A 16,678-nucleotide genomic window follows, 5' to 3' on the forward strand; every position below is an offset into this window, starting at 1 on the left:
TTATGTGTAAGCGTTCGGAGGACGGTTTAACACAATGTCTAATGAAACCTGTTCTTTAATGTTGGATAATTAAGATAATTCAAATAATTATCCAGGAATGGGGAGGTTTTTCCATGACAAACGCGGATGTGCAGAATGATATGTTCGTAAAGGACGAAAAGTATGTATGGCACTCCATGAAGCCTTACAAGCCTGAAAATACAATGATCGCGAAAAGTGCCAAAGGTTCATGGATTACGGATGTGCAAGGCAGTCGCTTTCTGGATGCGATGTCAGGTTTGTGGTGTGTGAACATCGGATATGGCCGTGAAGAACTGGCAGAGGCCGCCTATAATCAGATGAAGGAATTGTCCTACATGCCGATGACCGAAAGCCACGAGCCTGCCGTAAATCTGGCTGAAAAAATCAATGACATGCTCGGGGGAGACTATGTCGTCTTCTTTTCCAATAGTGGGTCCGAAGCGAATGAAATGGCGTTCAAAATGACACGGCAGTATCACCAGCAGAAGGGAGATCATTACCGGTCCAAATTCATCTCCCGTTACCGCGCGTATCATGGGAACTCGACAAGCTCTCTCTCTGCTACAGGTCAGGCGCAGCGGAAATATAAATATGAACCGCTGGGATCAGGTTTTCTTCATGTAGCTCCGCCTGATGAATACCGCAGTCAGCATAGTGAAGCGGACCGCTGGGGAGCGGAGGATATCGATAAGGTTATGACATGGGAGTACAACGAAACCATTGCCGGAGTGATTATGGAACCGATTATCACAGGGGGAGGCGTCATCGTTCCGCCGGAAAATTATATGAAGGAAGTGAAGTCCATCTGCGAAAAACACGGGGCTTTAATGATTGTGGATGAAGTCATCTGCGGGTTTGGACGGACCGGTCAGCCGTTCGGATTTATGAATTACGGGGTGCAGCCTGATATCGTCACGATGGCCAAGGGCATGACCAGTGCCTACCTGCCCTTGTCAGCAACCGCTGTGAAAAGAGAAATCTATGAAGCCTTCTGCGGAGAGGAGACTTACGACTTCTTCCGGCATATCAATACATTTGGAGGCAGCCCTGCTTCCTGCGCCGTTGCCCTGAAAAACATTGAAATTATGGAGAGGGAACAGCTTTTCCAACGTTCCAGACAGCTGGGGGATCACTTGAAAAACGAATTGCAAACACGTCTGCAGGGGCATAAGTATGTAGGAGATGTCAGAGGCAGAGGGCTGCTGATTGGAATCGAGCTCGTCACCGATAAAAAAACGAAAGAGCCGCTGGCTGTGGAAAAAGTCAATACCGTCATCCGCCGGTGTAAGGACAAAGGCATCATTATCGGGAAGAATGGGATGACGGTAGCCGGTTACAATAACATATTAACACTGGCACCGCCGTTATCGATTGAAGAGGAGGATGTCACCTTCCTGATCCATACACTGGTCGAGGCTATCTACACCCTTTAGAGAATGACAGGAGGTTTTCAGCGTGCGTATTGGAATCCCGAAGGAAATGAAAAATAATGAAAACCGGGTCGCTATGACACCGGCAGGGGCCGTTACCCTGATTCAGCAGGGCCATGAGGTATTTGTGGAAACAAAAGCCGGGGAAGGTTCCGGTTTTTCGGATACTGATTATAAGCAGGTCGGTGCGACGATTGTCGGTTCAGCTTCAGAAGCCTGGGGGCAGCAGATGGTTTTGAAAGTAAAAGAACCGCTGGCGGAGGAGTATGGGTTTTTTTATGAAGGACTCATTCTTTTTACCTACCTGCACCTGGCTGCGGATGAAGAATTGACAAAAGCGCTGGCCGATAAGAAAGTGACGGCTATCGCTTATGAAACGGTGCAGAGCGATAACGGCTCCCTGCCGCTTTTGACGCCGATGAGTGAAGTGGCAGGGAGGATGGCAGCTCAAAAAGGCGCACAATTTTTAGAGCGTCCGCTCGGGGGGACCGGAATCCTTCTTGGTGGCGTGCCCGGGGTGAAACGTGGAAAAGTGACCATCATCGGCGGCGGGGTCGTCGGTACAAATGCGGCTAAAATTGCCGTCGGTCTCGGAGCGGAAGTCACCATCATCGATTTAAGTCCTGAGCGTCTCCGGCAGCTGGATGATATTTTTGGATGGCAGATCAATACACTCGTTTCCAATCCGTTGAATATCAGCGAAGCCGTAAAGGAATCCGATCTTGTGATCGGTGCCGTCCTTATTCCGGGAGCAAAGGCGCCGAAACTCGTTACAGAAGCGATGGTGAAAACGATGAAGAAAGGCAGCGTGCTTGTGGATGTAGCTGTCGATCAAGGGGGGATCGTCGAAACGGTGGATCATGTAACCACTCATGATGATCCCGTCTATATCAAACATGGCGTCGTCCATTATGCAGTAGGAAACATGCCGGGAGCTGTGCCTCAGACCTCTACCGTCGCGCTTACAAATGTGACGATTCCGTATGCTCTGCAGATCGCTGGTCAAGGGTGGCGGAAAGCCTGTCTGGACAGTCCGGCTCTACGTAAAGGCCTGAACGTTGTCAATGGCCTTGTTACTTATAAGCAGGTAGCCGAAGCTCATCAAATGGATTTTACAGACGTCCAGAAAGTCCTGGACGGTAAAACGACCCTGCCTAAATAAGCACCAAAATCTTGGTTCTATCTGGTTGTCGAGATGATCTCGACAGCCTTTTTGCTTTCTGCAGGCTTTTTGTATTTCAGCATCCAGGGTATAGTAAGGGGAGAAAATCAAGGAGGTTATTTGTATGAAAGCAGCATGGTTTGAAGCATTCGGTGCACCGGAAGAGGTGCTGCAGACAGGGGAGTACGCTGCTCCTGAACCCGGACATGGAGAAGTATTGATACGAATGAAAACTTCAGGAGTGAATCCTTCTGATACAAAAAAACGACAAGGTTCTTTTCAAAACTTACTGGATGGTGGACCAGTCATCCCTAACAGTGACGGGGCGGGTGTAATCGAAGCTGTCGGACCAGGCGTCTCCCACGCGAGAATCGGGGAACGAGTATGGGTGTACCAGGCCCAGTTTCAACGACAGTATGGAACAGCAGCGGAATATTGTGCGGTGGAAAGCCGGAGAGCTGTAAAACTGCCGGAAGAGGTCAGCTTTGAAACAGGGGCCTGCCTCGGTATTCCTGTCATGACCGCCCACCGCAGCGTTTTTGCTGATGGACCGGTAGAAGGAGAAGTCCTGTTCATTACGGGTGGAGCCGGTCGTGTCGGCTACTATGCGATCCAATGGGCCAAGCTTGCCGGCGCGGTCGTCATTACGACGGCGAGTAATGAAGAATCCAGCCACTACTGCCGTGAAGCAGGAGCGGATTTTATTGTCAATCATACGTCTGATGATATGGTTGAACAGGTGCTGGACTTTACCGGAGGCCGGAAAGTGGACCGTGTCATTGATGTGGAATTTGGAGCGAATCTGGAGAGCGTGCTGGACATCATCCGAGTCGGAGGTGTAATTGCCACATATTCCTCAACGATCGTCCCGGAGCCTGTTCTTCCGTTCAAGCGTATGATGTTCATGAACTTAACGATCCGTATGATCATCGTTTATGACATGCCGGAAGAAGCGAAGCAGGAGGCCATTGAGGATATTGATGAAGCACTGCGGTCCGATCTGCTTCTCCACCGTATTGATAAAATCTACCCGTTGGAAGACATTGCAGAAGCCAATGCGGTTATTGACAGTGGAGAAGGTTACGGCTGTGTCATCGTCAACATAGAAGATTAACGGGTCATGTCTACCTCTGGTTCTTCGTGAATAGGCTGATAACAGGAAGCCCCATTTCACTTGAAGGAGACATGCACGATGGAAATCATGATGGATTTCACCCCCTATATTGGTCTGGCCGTCGTTTTGTACGCCATCCGTCAGACCCGCCGGGTGTCCAATCGATTTATTCCGATAATTGCCGTCCTTCTCGGTATCGGTTTTTCGCTTTGGGAAAATGGTCTGAATCCTGATGCTGTCATTACAGGGCTGAAGTATGCACTGCTCGGTATTGGTACTGTGGCAGGAATTAAATACTTTCTGGAAAAGAAAGAAAAGGACACGGCTCAGAAATAAGGATAGAAGCAGACGCAGGAGCGCGTCTGCTTCTTTTTACGGCATAAAAAAGACAGGCAGGAGAGCCTGTCTGCATGAGGGGAGAGGGTGTCATTCGTTTTATTGTTCCCTGCGGCGCACGACTAAAGCGGTTCCACCAAGTACAGAAAGAGTCATCCCCAACAACGCATATGTAGCGTACGGTGCTGAAGTGTCAGGCAGTTCCCCGCCTTCCTCTTCACTGGACATCGTTTCTTCTTCTTCTTCGGCTGCATCCTCATCTCCGGAGGACATGTCATCGGAAGATTCCACTGAACTGTCGGAGGAACTATAATCGGAGTCCTCACATGGAACACCATCACCGTCTCCATCTAAACGCTCTGGATCATTTTCGGCGGAGTAGCCTTTTTCATCCCAGTATTCTTTTGCTTCTTCTTCAGAAGCAAAATCAGGGCAGTCTTTATCACCGTCATGATTATCGGCACTTACGGCTCCAAAACTACTGAAAATCAAACCTATGGCAAACAGACCTGCAAGCAGCTTTTTCAATAGAAAAACCCCTTTTAGATAGATTCACCATCTCCCTGTAATTTTTTTCTCTCTATATAGAGGTCATTCCTCAAAAAACGCAGGGGTAAACCATTATTTAACAATATTGTAAATGAATCTTTACACTAATGAAAAAATTGGACGTGAATTAGATAAAGTTACCAGATATGAGTCCTTTGATTGATTGAGGGGTATGATAAACTATACTAAGATTTTAATAGGAATGAGAATTCATTCCTTGGTTAAGGAGAGAAACACCGATGCCCACAAACAGAACGAAGAGAGAAGATATTTTAGACAGCGCCTTGAAATTGTTTGCTGAACGCGGCTTCGATGCTACGACGATTCCGATGATTGCCGGGGATGCCCGTGTAGGCGCAGGAACGATTTACCGTTATTTTGAGAACAAGGAAGTTCTTGTGAATACGCTTTTCCAGCATTATGTCCAGGCATTCAAAGGAATGCTGGAGGAGGAATATCCTCAAGAAAGCTCGAGCAGGGAGCAGTTTCATCATTTGTTTCAACGGATGGTCCAATTCACAAATGAGCACGAACATGCGCTTTATTTTATTAAGACGCACAACGGGGCTTATTTCCTGAATGAGTCCAGCCGGAAACAGTTCAGCTGTCTTTGGAAGATTCTCCGGGATTTTCTGGACAAGGGAAAAGAGCGGGGAGAAATCCGCCAGCTGCCGTCGCTCGCTTTGATTGCTATTATTTTCGGCGGCTTTTTAGAACTTGAACAATTGATTAGATCCGAAGAGTTGGAAGCCAGCCGGGATTTACTTCATGGAGTTGAAGAAAGCTGCTGGGATGCTGTGCGTCATCATCATTGATGGGGCATTTCTTTCACACAAAACGGAATGAATGTTCATTCCGTAATTTTAACAAGAGGTGAATCATTGTGAATAAAACAAATACAATACCACGACCGAAGGAATACGGGCCGCTTGGAAACCTGCCATTGCTGAATAAAGACAAACCCATCCAGTCGTTCATGAGTATGGCGGAGGAGTACGGGTCCATTTTTCAGTTTCAATTTCCAGGAAGAGTGAGCACATTTATCTCCAGTGCGTCTTTAGCGGATGAGATCCTTGACGAAAACCGGTTCGACAAGCATGTGGGTCCTGCCCTGCAAAAAGTGAGGGCTTTTGGCGGGGATGGATTGTTTACGAGTGGAACCGGCGAGCCCAACTGGAAAAAAGCGCATAACATCCTCCTTCCGAGCTTCAGTCAGCAGGCCATGAAAGGTTACCACGATAAAATGGTCGACATCGCTGTTCAGCTGGTACAGAAGTGGTCACGGCTGAATGCAGGGGAAGCGGTTCAAGTTCCTGATGATATGACGAGACTGACGCTTGATACCATCGGCCTGTGTGGATTCAACTTCCGATTCAACAGTTTCTACAGGGAAGATATGCATCCGTTCGTGGAGAAAATGGTCCGCGCTCTGGATGAATCGATGAGCCAGTCCCAGCGTCTCGGCATTCAGGATAAGCTGATGATCCGGTCGAAACGCCAGTATAAAGAAGATATTGATTATATGTTCCAGCTGGTAGACGGTTTAATTGCTGAGCGGAAAGAGGCAGGTGATCAGGGAGAAGATGATCTTCTATCCCATATGCTCAAAGGGGTGGATCCTGAAACAGGTGAGGGTCTTTCCGATGAAAACATCCGTTTCCAGATCATTACGTTCCTCATCGCCGGACACGAAACGACGAGCGGGCTTTTGTCGTTTGCCCTCTACTTTTTAATGAAGCACCCTGAGAAAAGGAAGAAAGCTCAGGCGGAAGTAGATGAAGTGCTTGGTCAGGATACGCCATCCTTTAAACAGGTGAAACAGCTGAAATATGTACGAATGGTACTGAATGAAGCGCTTCGTCTCTGGCCCACCGCGCCCGCATTTTCTGTCTACGCCAAGGAAGATACAACACTTGGCGGTCAATATGAAGTGGAAAAAGGGGATGCCTTCACCCTGCTGATTCCTGAGCTGCATAGGGATAAAGCGGCGTGGGGGGAAGATGTAGAAGCCTTCCGACCGGAGCGTTTTGAAGATCCATCGGCGGTGCCGGCCGATGCTTTCAAGCCGTTCGGAAACGGACAGAGAGCCTGCATCGGTCAACAGTTCGCCCTTCATGAAGCTGTCCTTGTCCTCGGCATGGTGCTTCAGCATTTTGATCTTGTGGATAATACAAATTATGAACTCGATGTAAAAGAAACACTGACACTGAAGCCTGACGGACTAACATTGCAAGTGAAGGCCAGAAAAGAGGCGTCCATCTTCCCAAAGCCGGCAGAGGAAGCTCCGAAGTCCCAGGTGGAGGATCCGGAAATGGTCTCAAATGCGCATGGCACTCCTTTGTATATCCTGTATGGATCAAACCTTGGAACTGCAGAGGGAACAGCACGGGAAATCGCCGAAAAAGGAACTTCTCTTGGATTCAAAACCGTTACAGCACCATTGGATGACTATGTGGGTGCCGTTCCGAAGGACGGGGCCGTGTTATTTATCTCCGCTTCTTATAACGGCCACCCGCCTGATAATGCCCGTCAGTTCATGGAATGGATTCCAACACTTGAATCAGAAGATTTGTCCGGTGTCACGTATGCGGTCTTTGGCTGTGGGGATCGAAACTGGGCGGCTACGTATCAGCGGATCCCTCAGCGGATCGACGAAGAAATGAAAGCCAAAGGTGCAGGACGTCTTCTTTCCCGCGGAGAAGGAGATGCCAGTGAAGATTTTGACGGTGATTTGGAAATGTGGCAGGAAACCCTTTGGAATGAACTCGCTTCCTTCTATGAATTGGAAGTGAAAGAGACGTCCGAGCAGTCCAGTTCTATTGCTATGGACTATGTGAGCGGGACGAGTTATACGCCGGTTGGTCAGTCTTACGGGGCATTTACGGCGGAAGTATTGGAGAACCGTGAGCTTCACCAGGCTGGGGCCCGGAGTACAAGACACGTGGAACTTCTGCTTCCAGAAGGGACTGTGTATCAAGAAGGAGACCACATCGGTGTTGTCCCAGAGAACCATGAAGACCTCGTGGACAGAGTAGTGGACCGTTTTTCACTGAAAAAAGAAGCCTTTGTCGTTCTGAAGGAAGGGGCAGGAAAAGCGAAGCATCTGCCATCAGGTCAGCCGGTCCAGCTTAGAGAATTGTTATCTTCGTACGTTGAACTTCAGGAACCGGCGACTCGGGCCCAGCTGCGTGCCCTTGCGGCAAGTAATCCGTGTCCTCCTCATAAACAGGAACTCGAGCGCCTGACAGAAGGAGAGGCCTATAAAAAAGAAATCCTTGCCAAGCGACGGACGATGCTCGAACTGTTGGAGGAATATGATTCCTGCCTCATGGAATTTGAGCAGTTCCTGGCTCTTCTCCCACCGCTTCGGGTGCGCTATTATTCCATTTCAAGCTCACCGACGGCAGGGAAAGAGCGCGTAAGCTTGACTGTCAGTGTCGTGAAGGGAGCAGCCTGGAGTGGTAAAGGAGAGTACAAAGGTGTGGCGTCCAATTACCTGGCTTCCCTTGACACTGCTGATAAGATCGCCTGCTTTATCCGGACGCCGGAAACAGCTTTCCACCTTCCAGAGGACAGCCGGACTCCAGTCATTATGGTCGGACCTGGAACAGGAATTGCTCCTTTCCGAGGGTTCATTCAGCAGAGAACACACCTGCAGAAGGAAGGAAAAGAACTGGGAGAAGCCCATGTTTACTTTGGGTGCCGCCATCCGAAGCAGGACTTCCTTTATGAAGACGAGCTGAAGGAAGCGGAAGCACTGAATTTGATTACGTTAAACACCGCTTTTTCCCGCTGTGAAGAACTGCCGAAGAGGTATGTTCAGCACGTCATGGATGAGGATAAGGACAAGCTGATTCCCCTGTTGGAACAGGGCGCCCATCTCTATATTTGTGGGGATGGAAGCCGTATGGCTCCTGAAGTACTGGAAACCCTGAAGAACAGCTTTCAGGAAGTCAAAGGCGCAGATGAAAAGGCTGCAGCTGACTGGATCGATCAACTCGAGAAAGAGGGCAGACTGGCTAAAGATGTATGGGCGGGAGCCTGAAAATAAAAAAAGGATGAGGCTGGAAAGCCTCATCCTTTTTAGTTTGTCTGCATCTGTTTCTTTTTACGTGCTTTTTCTTTTTCAATCTGCTTACTGCGTAGCTGACCGCAGGCCGCATCGATATCTGTTCCGTGTTCCGTACGAACCCCGCATTTGATCCCGCGGTCCATCAATGTCTGATAGAACGTCAGAATAGCTTCCTTTTCACTTCGCTCGTAAGGGTGGTCGGCGACCGGGTTGTAGGGGATTAAGTTGACATAGGACAAGTGACGCTTATCCTTCAACAGAGCGGCAAGTTCTTCGGCTTCTTTTTTATGATCGTTCACATCACGAAGCAGAATATATTCGAACGTAATTCTGCGGTTGGTTTTCTCCAGATAGTAATCAATGGCCGGCATCAGCTTTTCAAGCGGATAGGCCCGGTTGATTTTCATAATCTGTGTGCGCAGCTCATTGTTCGGTGCATGAATGGATAAGGCAAGGTTGACTTGAATGCCTTCATCCGCAAACTCGTACATTTTTGGTGCGATTCCACTGGTGGATACCGTAATATGGCGGGCACCGATGGAAAGTCCTTTTTTATCATTCACGACGTTCAGGAAATCCATCAGGTTGTCATAGTTATCAAACGGTTCTCCGATTCCCATGACTACGATGTGGCTGACGCGCTCATCTTTACCCTGCTTATCAAGATGATGCTGGACCTGCATAATCTGCTCCACAATCTCTCCGCTTGTCAGGTCACGGCTTTTACGAAGAATACCACTGGCGCAGAACGAACAGCCGATGTTACAGCCGACTTGTGTCGTTACACAGACGGATAGGCCGTAGTTGAACCGCATCAATACGGTTTCAATAACGTTTCCATCATCCAGTTTGAATAGGAATTTAATTGTACCGTCCTGAGACTCCTGTTTTATTTCCTCGGTCAAAGTTTCGATCGTAAAATGCTCAGCCAAAAGGTCGATACAGGACTGGTTGACGTTTTTCATCTGCGAGAATTCTGTTACACGCTTTTGGTACAGCCAGTCCCACACCTGCTTGGAACGGAACTTCTTTTCCCCATGCTCCTCAAGCCAGCTGGTCAGCTGTTCAAACGTCAATCCGTAAATGGATTGTTTCATATATACGCTCCTCTTTAAAAAAAATCACTATTTCCATCATAAGCGATTTTAACAGGAAGGACAACATCCAAGCCAATGTTATAATTTTGCAAAAATCCCGGCTTCTTCAGGTGTACACGCCACAGCTTTTCTGCGGACATTCATGAGCATCGGTTTATTCTCTTCTGTTAACCGAACGTCTGGATTGCAGGGTTGGAAGAAAAGGACCGCTCGTGTTTATTCGTCTACGTCGATCAGGAGGGTGCGGTTTTTAAATCCGCCTTTTTCCGTGCGGCGGTGCTGACGGATATGTTCGATTTCTTCGATGGTCGCTCCATGTGAATAGGTTAATTCATGAATGACCTCCATCATGTCTGCAAGTTTCGTGAGGGATTTACGGTTTTCTTTTGCGTGGGCATAGTCATCGACGACTTCGAGAAGCTTCTTTTTCAATGTTTCCTTATATTCTTGATCGGCCAGCTGCCTCGTTCGAATCGTTTTTCCTGAACCCTTCAGTTCCTGAGGGGTATGATCGCGGACGAGTCTGTTTTTCTTTTCCACGTCTTCCACTCTCCTTTCACCTATACCTGTCCATACCTTTTTTTCTGGACAGAGAAACAACCGGCGCTTCTTTTGTTATGACCATAAAGGAATCAGAGGCCCCAATGATGGCTCTGGAAGGGTTTGAATGATTGTGATGTCAGGACGGTTTTCTTCTATATAAGCTCTGTTAAAGTCTGTTGTTGATATTTTAAACGATTACTAAATCGTCTCCGTCTGGAATTAGGGGTCCGGTCCGTTATTTACTCAGAGCATGGGATGGCAGGGAAAACCGTCCGCTTTCCGCGGGGAACGATGAGCCTCCTCGAACTTCGTTCTCCGGGGTCTCCCCTTGTTCCTTTTTCCCGCAGGAGTCTACCTGTTTTCCCTGCCATCCCTTTCGTAGTGGTGTAACGGACTTCGGTTATGTCCTTTCTAACTCCCCTTCTTTGAAGAGGCGGCCTTGGAATGGCGGGACTCCTGTGGGATGAAGGTACATCGTGAGACCCCGGAAGGCGCAGCCTGAGGAGGCTCACGGTACCCCACGGAAAGGGAGTCATTCCCAAGGCCGCCTCCTACAAATCCCATGACAGAAAGGGGTGATCTGAGCTCACATGTTACATAACAACACCAAGCAATAACAGAGTCTCTTCTTTATAAAGAAAGGGCTGAGCAGGAGACACACGTTTTTAGAAAAGCTGTGGTAGAGTAGAAGGTGTTTCTGAATAAACCCCGGGTTGTATAAGGGGAATCAGAAAGTGCATGATAAAACAAACCCCTTCTTATTAAAGGAGATGAAGCTGATGGAATTTAAAGTTCAATGGAATGGAGATATGGCGTTCTCAGGAGATACTCCCTCCGGCCACACGGTCGACATGGATGCTGGAGAGGACTCCGGCGGGAAGAACGGCGGTGCCAGACCGACCGAATTATTAATGAACGCAGTCGCTGGCTGCACGGGTATTGATATCATTTCCATCTTAAAGAAAATGCGTCTTCCAATTGAAGATTTCCATATGGATGTCAGTGGTGACAGAGCCGATGAACACCCACGTAAATTTACGAGCATGCACATCCATTATGATTTGAAAGGCGACCTTCCTGAGGAAAAAGTCGTCCGCGCGATTCAATTGTCCAAAGATAAATACTGCTCAGTTTCCCACTCCATCAGTGCGGAATTGACGGCAAGCTATTCGATCAATGGCGTCAAAGGTACGAAGGAATTATAAAATGGAAAAACCTCTCAGGACAGCTTCCTGAGAGGTTTTTCTATGAGGACGCCTTCAGTAGGCGGAGGACGGACTGATGACAATGGAACTTATAACTCGCGTGCTTGGCATCATCCTGACTCATCAGCCATTGGATAAGGGTTCCGTCAATCATACTGCGGATACTGATGGCGGACTGTTCGACATCCTCGACGTGAAAGACGCCTTCTTCCAGTCCCTGCGTAATGATTTCACGTCCGATGGACCAGCAGTTTTCATAAAATTGCTGGTTGATCTGCCTGTAGCGTTCCTGGTGCTTCATTTGAGACAGATAATCGAGGTAGACGCTGTAAAACGTTTTATTTTCTTCAGGACTGACAAACACCTGATCTATATAAGCTTCGAGTTTTTCCAATGCTGTTTCTTTTCGTTCAATAGAAGCGGCTTCTTTTTCATAGATGCGTGTTGTAATCCACTCCAACAAGTGGGAAAAGACATCCACTTTATTTTTAAAGTAATAATTGGTCACGCCTTTACTCACTTCCGCATAATCCGCGATATCCTGTAGCGTAACAGAATCATAGCCTTTGGCAGCCACTGCTTCAAAAGCGGCCTTCAAAATCTGTTGTCGTCGCTGCTCTGCTTTCTTAGCCATAAGCTTACCTCCTATACTAACCATCTATTATACAAGAAGAAGGCAGGACATGAAAATATTTTTTCTGACCGGATAGAATAATTTGACCAGTCAGTATAAAATGCCTTACGATAGAGTTGGATCACATGAAAAGGTGAAAGGAGAGGTTACACATGAGCGAAGCATTTAAGGCTTTTGTAGTGAATAAAACAGAAGATGATTTTACAGCGGACATTCAGTCACTGACATTGAATGACCTGCCTGAAGGGGACGTCACCATTCAGGTGCATTACTCAAGCGTCAACTATAAGGACGGGCTGGCAAGTACTCCGAACGGGAAGATCGTCCAGTCTTATCCGTTTGTTCCCGGAATCGACTTGGCCGGGACGGTCGTATCATCTGCTGATTCCCGCTATGAGGAAGGACAGAAAGTCATCGTAACCAGCTATGAACTTGGAGTATCTCATTATGGTGGATACAGTGAATATGCGCGTGTTCCTGGGGACTGGATCATTCCGCTTCCGGAAAATCTAAGCCTGTCAGAAGCCATGGTCTTCGGTACGGCTGGATTTACAGCAGCCTTGTCCGTTCATAAGCTTGAAGAAGCAGGTGTGAAACCGGAAGATGGTTCCATTCTTGTATCTGGAGCGACCGGCGGTGTGGGCAGTATGGCTGTCGCTATGCTGAAAAAACGTGGGTATCATGTGACCGCAAGCACAGGAAAAGCCTCCGAGCATGATTATTTGAAGCACCTCGGTGCAGAGGATATCATTCCACGCGAAGAGCTTTCCCCGGAAAAAGTACGGGCATTGAGCAAACAGCGCTGGGCCGGGGCCGTCGATCCTGTCGGTGGTAAGACGCTTGCGACCATTTTAAGTGAAACAAAATACGGTGGTGCTGTTGCGGTGAGTGGTTTGACAGCGGGTACAAGCGTTCCGACGACTGTATTCCCGTTCATTCTGCGCAGTGTCAATCTTCTGGGTATCGATTCTGTGTATTGCCCGATTGAAACACGAAAAACCATCTGGAACCGGATCGCTGATGATCTGAAGCCGGAGGGCCTTGATGAAATGAAAAATGAGATCACATTCGATCAGCTGCCACAGACGCTTTCTGATATCCTTGAAGGAAAAACACGTGGACGTACGATTGTGAAGGTAACAGAAGAATAAACGAAGGAGAGCCCGGTTCATGAACCGGGCTTTTTTTATCTGGAGGAAATGAAAGTATATAGTTCACTTCTTATTAAAAACTAAGGTTTCGAGCTTAAACGTGACAGGTTTTTAAGAAACGATGATACTGGAATGGATGACAGGCGTACCTCAGTAGGATCTGCATACATGTATTGAGCGTCATTTCAGAAAAGGTGAAACCTTTGAAGCATAGGGGGAGAGCTGTACGGCTTATGTACACTTTCAGTTTGTAGAGATAACCCGGCATTCCTGGATTTGTCACGGGCCGGGACGGGTACAGGATTACAAGTGAACAGCTTCCGGAGTGTGCATATCATCAGGCTGACAAAGGGCAGACGAAAGGGAGAGAAGCTGTCATGTCTGAACCCGGGTAGGGCGTTGACTATCGGGAAGCTGTAAAGAACGATCCGTATGAAAGGAGGAGGTCGTCTGCTTTTTCTTTTACTCTGTGTTTATGCAGCGGTCATATGGATCAGTTTCGAAAAAACAGTGAGAAAAGGTAAAAAGCGCAGGTGGATAGGGGCAGGAATTGCTCTTCTATTCCTGCTTGTGTTTCCTCTTGCTCCACTGTTCGCTGAAGCGCGTCCGTCGGAGCATGGACTCTCGACGGCGTTTACTGTATTCCTCGTTCATCTGGTTCCAGCCCTTGGAGGCACAGCCTTAACCATTACGGGATTTTTTACGTCCGATGACAACTAAGGGAGGATGTATGCCTGAAATCATTCACTACCAATTCATAAAGGCTCCGGTTTCGCAGGTGTTTGACGCGGCACGGAGCGTTGATCTGCATACGAAGAGCATGACGCAGACAAAAGAAAAAGCGGTCGGAGGTGTAACCGCAGGGTTGATGAAGGAAGGGGACACCGTCACCTGGGAAGCCATTCACTTCGGCGTCCGGCAGCGTTTGACGGCACGGATTGTTTCCATGCAGACGCCCCATCGGTTTGTCGATGTGATGGATAAAGGTGTTTTCCATTCCTTCACCCATACCCATGATTTCATTGAAAAAGGTGAAGGGACGCTGATGGTGGATACGTTTGTTTATCAATCGCCCCTTGGTATCCTGGGACGGCTCGCTGACCGGCTGTTTTTGGAGAAGTATATGACAAGGATGCTGAAAAATCGGGCAGTGGTTTTAAAAAATGAGCTTGAAAAAGACGGATGACATGAGGTCATCCGTCTTTTTCAGGCTGTAGAGAAAGAGAATATATGGTATCTGCTTCGCTTCCGAATGAAACATTTACGGCCACGTTCCGCTTATCGGCTCGTGCCGTTCCCGCAGGCGTCACCACCGAACACTCCTCGTGACCTAACCAAGTGAATGTTAAAATTAGTTCCCAGGGTGTCTGGGTGGAAGGGAGTCTTTTTTTGGTTCCGGAACAAGCGCCGTTCATTTTCTCCTCCGAAAACGGTCGGCCGAGGCCGCGTAGAGTTTGTCCCGAGGAGTCTTGGATGTTCGTCCGCAGAAAGTGAAGGTGCGGAACTCCTGCAGATACTGGAAAAACAAAAGGGCTCTCTACAAGCTGAGACGGATGACTCCAAGTCATCCGTCTTTATTTTGAATAAAACCCCGTGGGTGACAGCGGATGGTTGTTAGTATTTCCTCTTTTCCCATTCTTCGCTGGAAAAGGAGAGGGGAGTTCCATTCATTTCAGCCCCATGGATATACCATCCGCGGTTGTTGACGGAGGTATCCGTTTCGTAGGTGAACCGGACATATTTCGTTTCTGCCGGAATGGTAAGAGATTTTTCCTCCCATGCCTGGCTTCGGCCTGTAAGGGACAACACTTCTTCCCAGCTGCTGCCGTCTGTGGAGGTTTCTATTTTTCCGAAATCGAAACCGCTCTCGATTTGGTGCCATGTGGAGAACGAAAGGGTCCGGTCTTTATAGAGGTTGACTTCAGCGGTCATGGAACGGGATAACTGGTCACCATAGCCGGCGAACCACGTCTCCTTCTTCGATTTTGGTGCTGTTACCGGGATAGCATCGGCAACGGTGCGGGCGAAGATCCGGCGGGTAGGAGAGGTGGAAACCGTCTCCCTGGTCGGATGGACCCGGTTGGTTAATAGAATCGCAATCGTCTCGTTTTCTGGATTTACAACGATGGATGTTCCTGTATATCCGGTGTGGCCATAGCTGGATGGAGAAGAGAGAGCATCCATAAACCATCCCTGCTGGAGTTCCCAGCCAAGTCCGTGATCATCGCCGGGGAACTGTGGAATCCGGTTCTCTGTCAGCAGATCAACGGTTTCAGGTTCAAGAATCCGTGTGCCCCCGTACTTGCCGTCGTTTAAAAACATATGGGCAAAAACTGCTAAATCGGAAGCGGTTGAAAAGACTCCGGCATGGCCGGCAACGCCGTCCAGAGACCATGCACTTTCATCATGGACCTCCCCCCATACCAGTCCCCGGTTTGTCCATGGCTGGTATTCCGTTGCAGCAATACGGTTCTTCAACTGTTCCGGTGGATTGTACATGGTGTCACTCATTCCAAGCGGGGCTGTAATTTCCTGTTGGACATAGGCATCCAGTTTCATGCCGGACAGCCGCTCCACGAGCGCGCCGAGGGTAATCATGTTGAGGTCACTGTAGGTGTATGTAGAGCCCGGAGTATTTTCCAACGGGTATTGAAAAACATGCTGGAGGCGGTCGTTACGATCACCTTCTACTTGATAGAGGGGGATCCATGGCTTAAATCCAGAGGTATGGGTCATGAGCTGTTCGATGGTAACTTCTTCTTTTCCATTGGCTGCGAATTCAGGGATGTGTTTGGCCACAGGGTCATCCAGATTGAATTTTCCCTGCTCGTAAAGCTTCATTGCTGCTGTTGTCGTGAAGATTTTGCTGATGGAAGCCAGGTCAAAAATAGTGTCTTTGGTCATGGTGATGGGGTGGTTTGTTTCTGTCCGGTCTGCATCTACATAGCGGACCGCATACCCGTAAGAGCTTTCTTTGACGATGTGTCCGCGTCTGGCAACGAAGGCTACGGCTCCGGGCATGACATCATTGTCGACAGCGGTCTGCAAAACGTTATCCATATGCTTTAGTGGTTCTGTTCTCATTCCTGCACCTCGAATCGATCCTGGATGTAATACGGGAAGCGACGGAAATTGGCGGTCCCATGAGTGGTTATTGGACGGAGATTTTCCCTGCTGATACGGGTTGGCTTTTGGCGGATTTTCTATACTCGCTCCCGGGGCGGCACCGACAGCCCCGGAACATAATGAAGCACCGAGGACGGTTGTGAGCAGAATTGATAGCGTTTTCTTTTTCATTGCATACCTCCTTAATTTTCCATTGTCTCTTTCATCATAAAAGACATTCATATAGATGTCTATACCA

At 48.4% G+C, this 16,678-nt stretch carries 15 protein-coding genes; 10 read left to right on the top strand and 5 right to left on the bottom strand.

Features of this window, described 5'->3' with window-relative positions; translation table 11 throughout:
- The first annotated feature begins 113 nt into the window (after positions 1-113).
- From ACXAD6_RS05010 to ACXAD6_RS05025, 4 genes are all read left to right on the top strand, one after another.
- Positions 114-1,454: an aminotransferase gene (locus ACXAD6_RS05010; RefSeq protein ID WP_474967904.1), complete on the top strand. Its 1,341-nt coding sequence runs from the start codon at positions 114-116 to the stop codon at positions 1,452-1,454.
- Positions 1,455-1,476: 22 nt separating this feature from the next.
- Positions 1,477-2,613: an alanine dehydrogenase gene (ald, locus tag ACXAD6_RS05015; protein WP_474967905.1), complete on the top strand. Its 1,137-nt coding sequence runs from the start codon at positions 1,477-1,479 to the stop codon at positions 2,611-2,613.
- Between the two features lie 124 nt (positions 2,614-2,737).
- On the top strand, positions 2,738-3,727 hold the full coding sequence (locus tag ACXAD6_RS05020) for an NADPH:quinone reductase (protein ID WP_474967906.1): 990 nt from the start codon (positions 2,738-2,740) through the stop codon (positions 3,725-3,727).
- Positions 3,728-3,805: 78 nt separating this feature from the next.
- Positions 3,806-4,063 carry a phage holin family protein gene (locus tag ACXAD6_RS05025; RefSeq protein WP_027953582.1) on the top strand — a complete coding sequence of 86 codons (258 nt, stop codon included), beginning with the start codon at positions 3,806-3,808 and terminating at the stop codon, positions 4,061-4,063.
- A gap of 99 nt (positions 4,064-4,162) precedes the next feature.
- On the opposite strand, the gene ACXAD6_RS05030 is transcribed toward ACXAD6_RS05025, so the two are convergent.
- Positions 4,163-4,591 carry an excalibur calcium-binding domain-containing protein gene (locus ACXAD6_RS05030; RefSeq protein WP_474967907.1) on the bottom strand — a complete coding sequence of 143 codons (429 nt, stop codon included), beginning with the start codon at positions 4,589-4,591 and terminating at the stop codon, positions 4,163-4,165.
- Between the two features lie 260 nt (positions 4,592-4,851).
- Between ACXAD6_RS05030 and ACXAD6_RS05035 the strand changes: the two genes are divergently transcribed.
- Positions 4,852-5,427: a TetR/AcrR family transcriptional regulator gene (locus ACXAD6_RS05035; protein WP_027953584.1), complete on the top strand. Its 576-nt coding sequence runs from the start codon at positions 4,852-4,854 to the stop codon at positions 5,425-5,427.
- Between the two features lie 68 nt (positions 5,428-5,495).
- On the top strand, positions 5,496-8,657 hold the full coding sequence (locus ACXAD6_RS05040; protein ID WP_474967908.1) for a bifunctional cytochrome P450/NADPH--P450 reductase: 3,162 nt from the start codon (positions 5,496-5,498) through the stop codon (positions 8,655-8,657).
- A 38-nt stretch (positions 8,658-8,695) separates the two neighbouring features.
- Here the strand turns inward: ACXAD6_RS05040 and rlmN are convergent, their stop codons facing one another.
- A complete protein-coding gene (gene rlmN / locus ACXAD6_RS05045) occupies positions 8,696-9,781 on the bottom strand; it encodes a dual-specificity RNA methyltransferase RlmN (RefSeq protein ID WP_027953586.1) in 1,086 nt (361 codons plus the stop codon).
- A 216-nt stretch (positions 9,782-9,997) separates the two neighbouring features.
- Positions 9,998-10,321, bottom strand: a complete 324-nt coding sequence (locus ACXAD6_RS05050; protein WP_474967909.1) for a nucleoside triphosphate pyrophosphohydrolase — start codon at positions 10,319-10,321, stop codon at positions 9,998-10,000.
- A gap of 782 nt (positions 10,322-11,103) precedes the next feature.
- Between ACXAD6_RS05050 and ACXAD6_RS05055 the strand changes: the two genes are divergently transcribed.
- On the top strand, positions 11,104-11,529 hold the full coding sequence (locus ACXAD6_RS05055; protein WP_027953588.1) for an OsmC family protein: 426 nt from the start codon (positions 11,104-11,106) through the stop codon (positions 11,527-11,529).
- A gap of 40 nt (positions 11,530-11,569) precedes the next feature.
- On the opposite strand, the gene ACXAD6_RS05060 is transcribed toward ACXAD6_RS05055, so the two are convergent.
- A complete protein-coding gene (locus tag ACXAD6_RS05060) occupies positions 11,570-12,163 on the bottom strand; it encodes a TetR/AcrR family transcriptional regulator (RefSeq protein ID WP_474967910.1) in 594 nt (197 codons plus the stop codon).
- A 152-nt stretch (positions 12,164-12,315) separates the two neighbouring features.
- On the opposite strand from ACXAD6_RS05060, the gene ACXAD6_RS05065 reads away from it, so the two are divergent.
- The 3 genes from ACXAD6_RS05065 (at position 12,316) to ACXAD6_RS05075 (ending at position 14,500) form a co-directional block, all read left to right on the top strand.
- The gene (locus ACXAD6_RS05065; protein ID WP_474967911.1) at positions 12,316-13,314 is read left to right on the top strand and encodes an NADPH:quinone oxidoreductase family protein; all 999 of its coding nucleotides are present in this window, start codon (positions 12,316-12,318) and stop codon (positions 13,312-13,314) included.
- Between the two features lie 432 nt (positions 13,315-13,746).
- Positions 13,747-14,034, top strand: a complete 288-nt coding sequence (locus tag ACXAD6_RS05070; protein WP_474967912.1) for a hypothetical protein — start codon at positions 13,747-13,749, stop codon at positions 14,032-14,034.
- Positions 14,035-14,044: 10 nt separating this feature from the next.
- Positions 14,045-14,500, top strand: a complete 456-nt coding sequence (locus tag ACXAD6_RS05075) for an SRPBCC family protein (RefSeq protein ID WP_474967913.1) — start codon at positions 14,045-14,047, stop codon at positions 14,498-14,500.
- Between the two features lie 428 nt (positions 14,501-14,928).
- Here the strand turns inward: ACXAD6_RS05075 and ACXAD6_RS05080 are convergent, their stop codons facing one another.
- Positions 14,929-16,611, bottom strand: coding sequence for a serine hydrolase domain-containing protein (locus tag ACXAD6_RS05080; RefSeq protein ID WP_474967914.1), 1,683 nt, complete (start codon positions 16,609-16,611; stop codon positions 14,929-14,931).
- Positions 16,612-16,678: the final 67 nt, after the last annotated feature.

Source organism: Halobacillus sp. ABH2_015, from assembly GCF_056158945.1.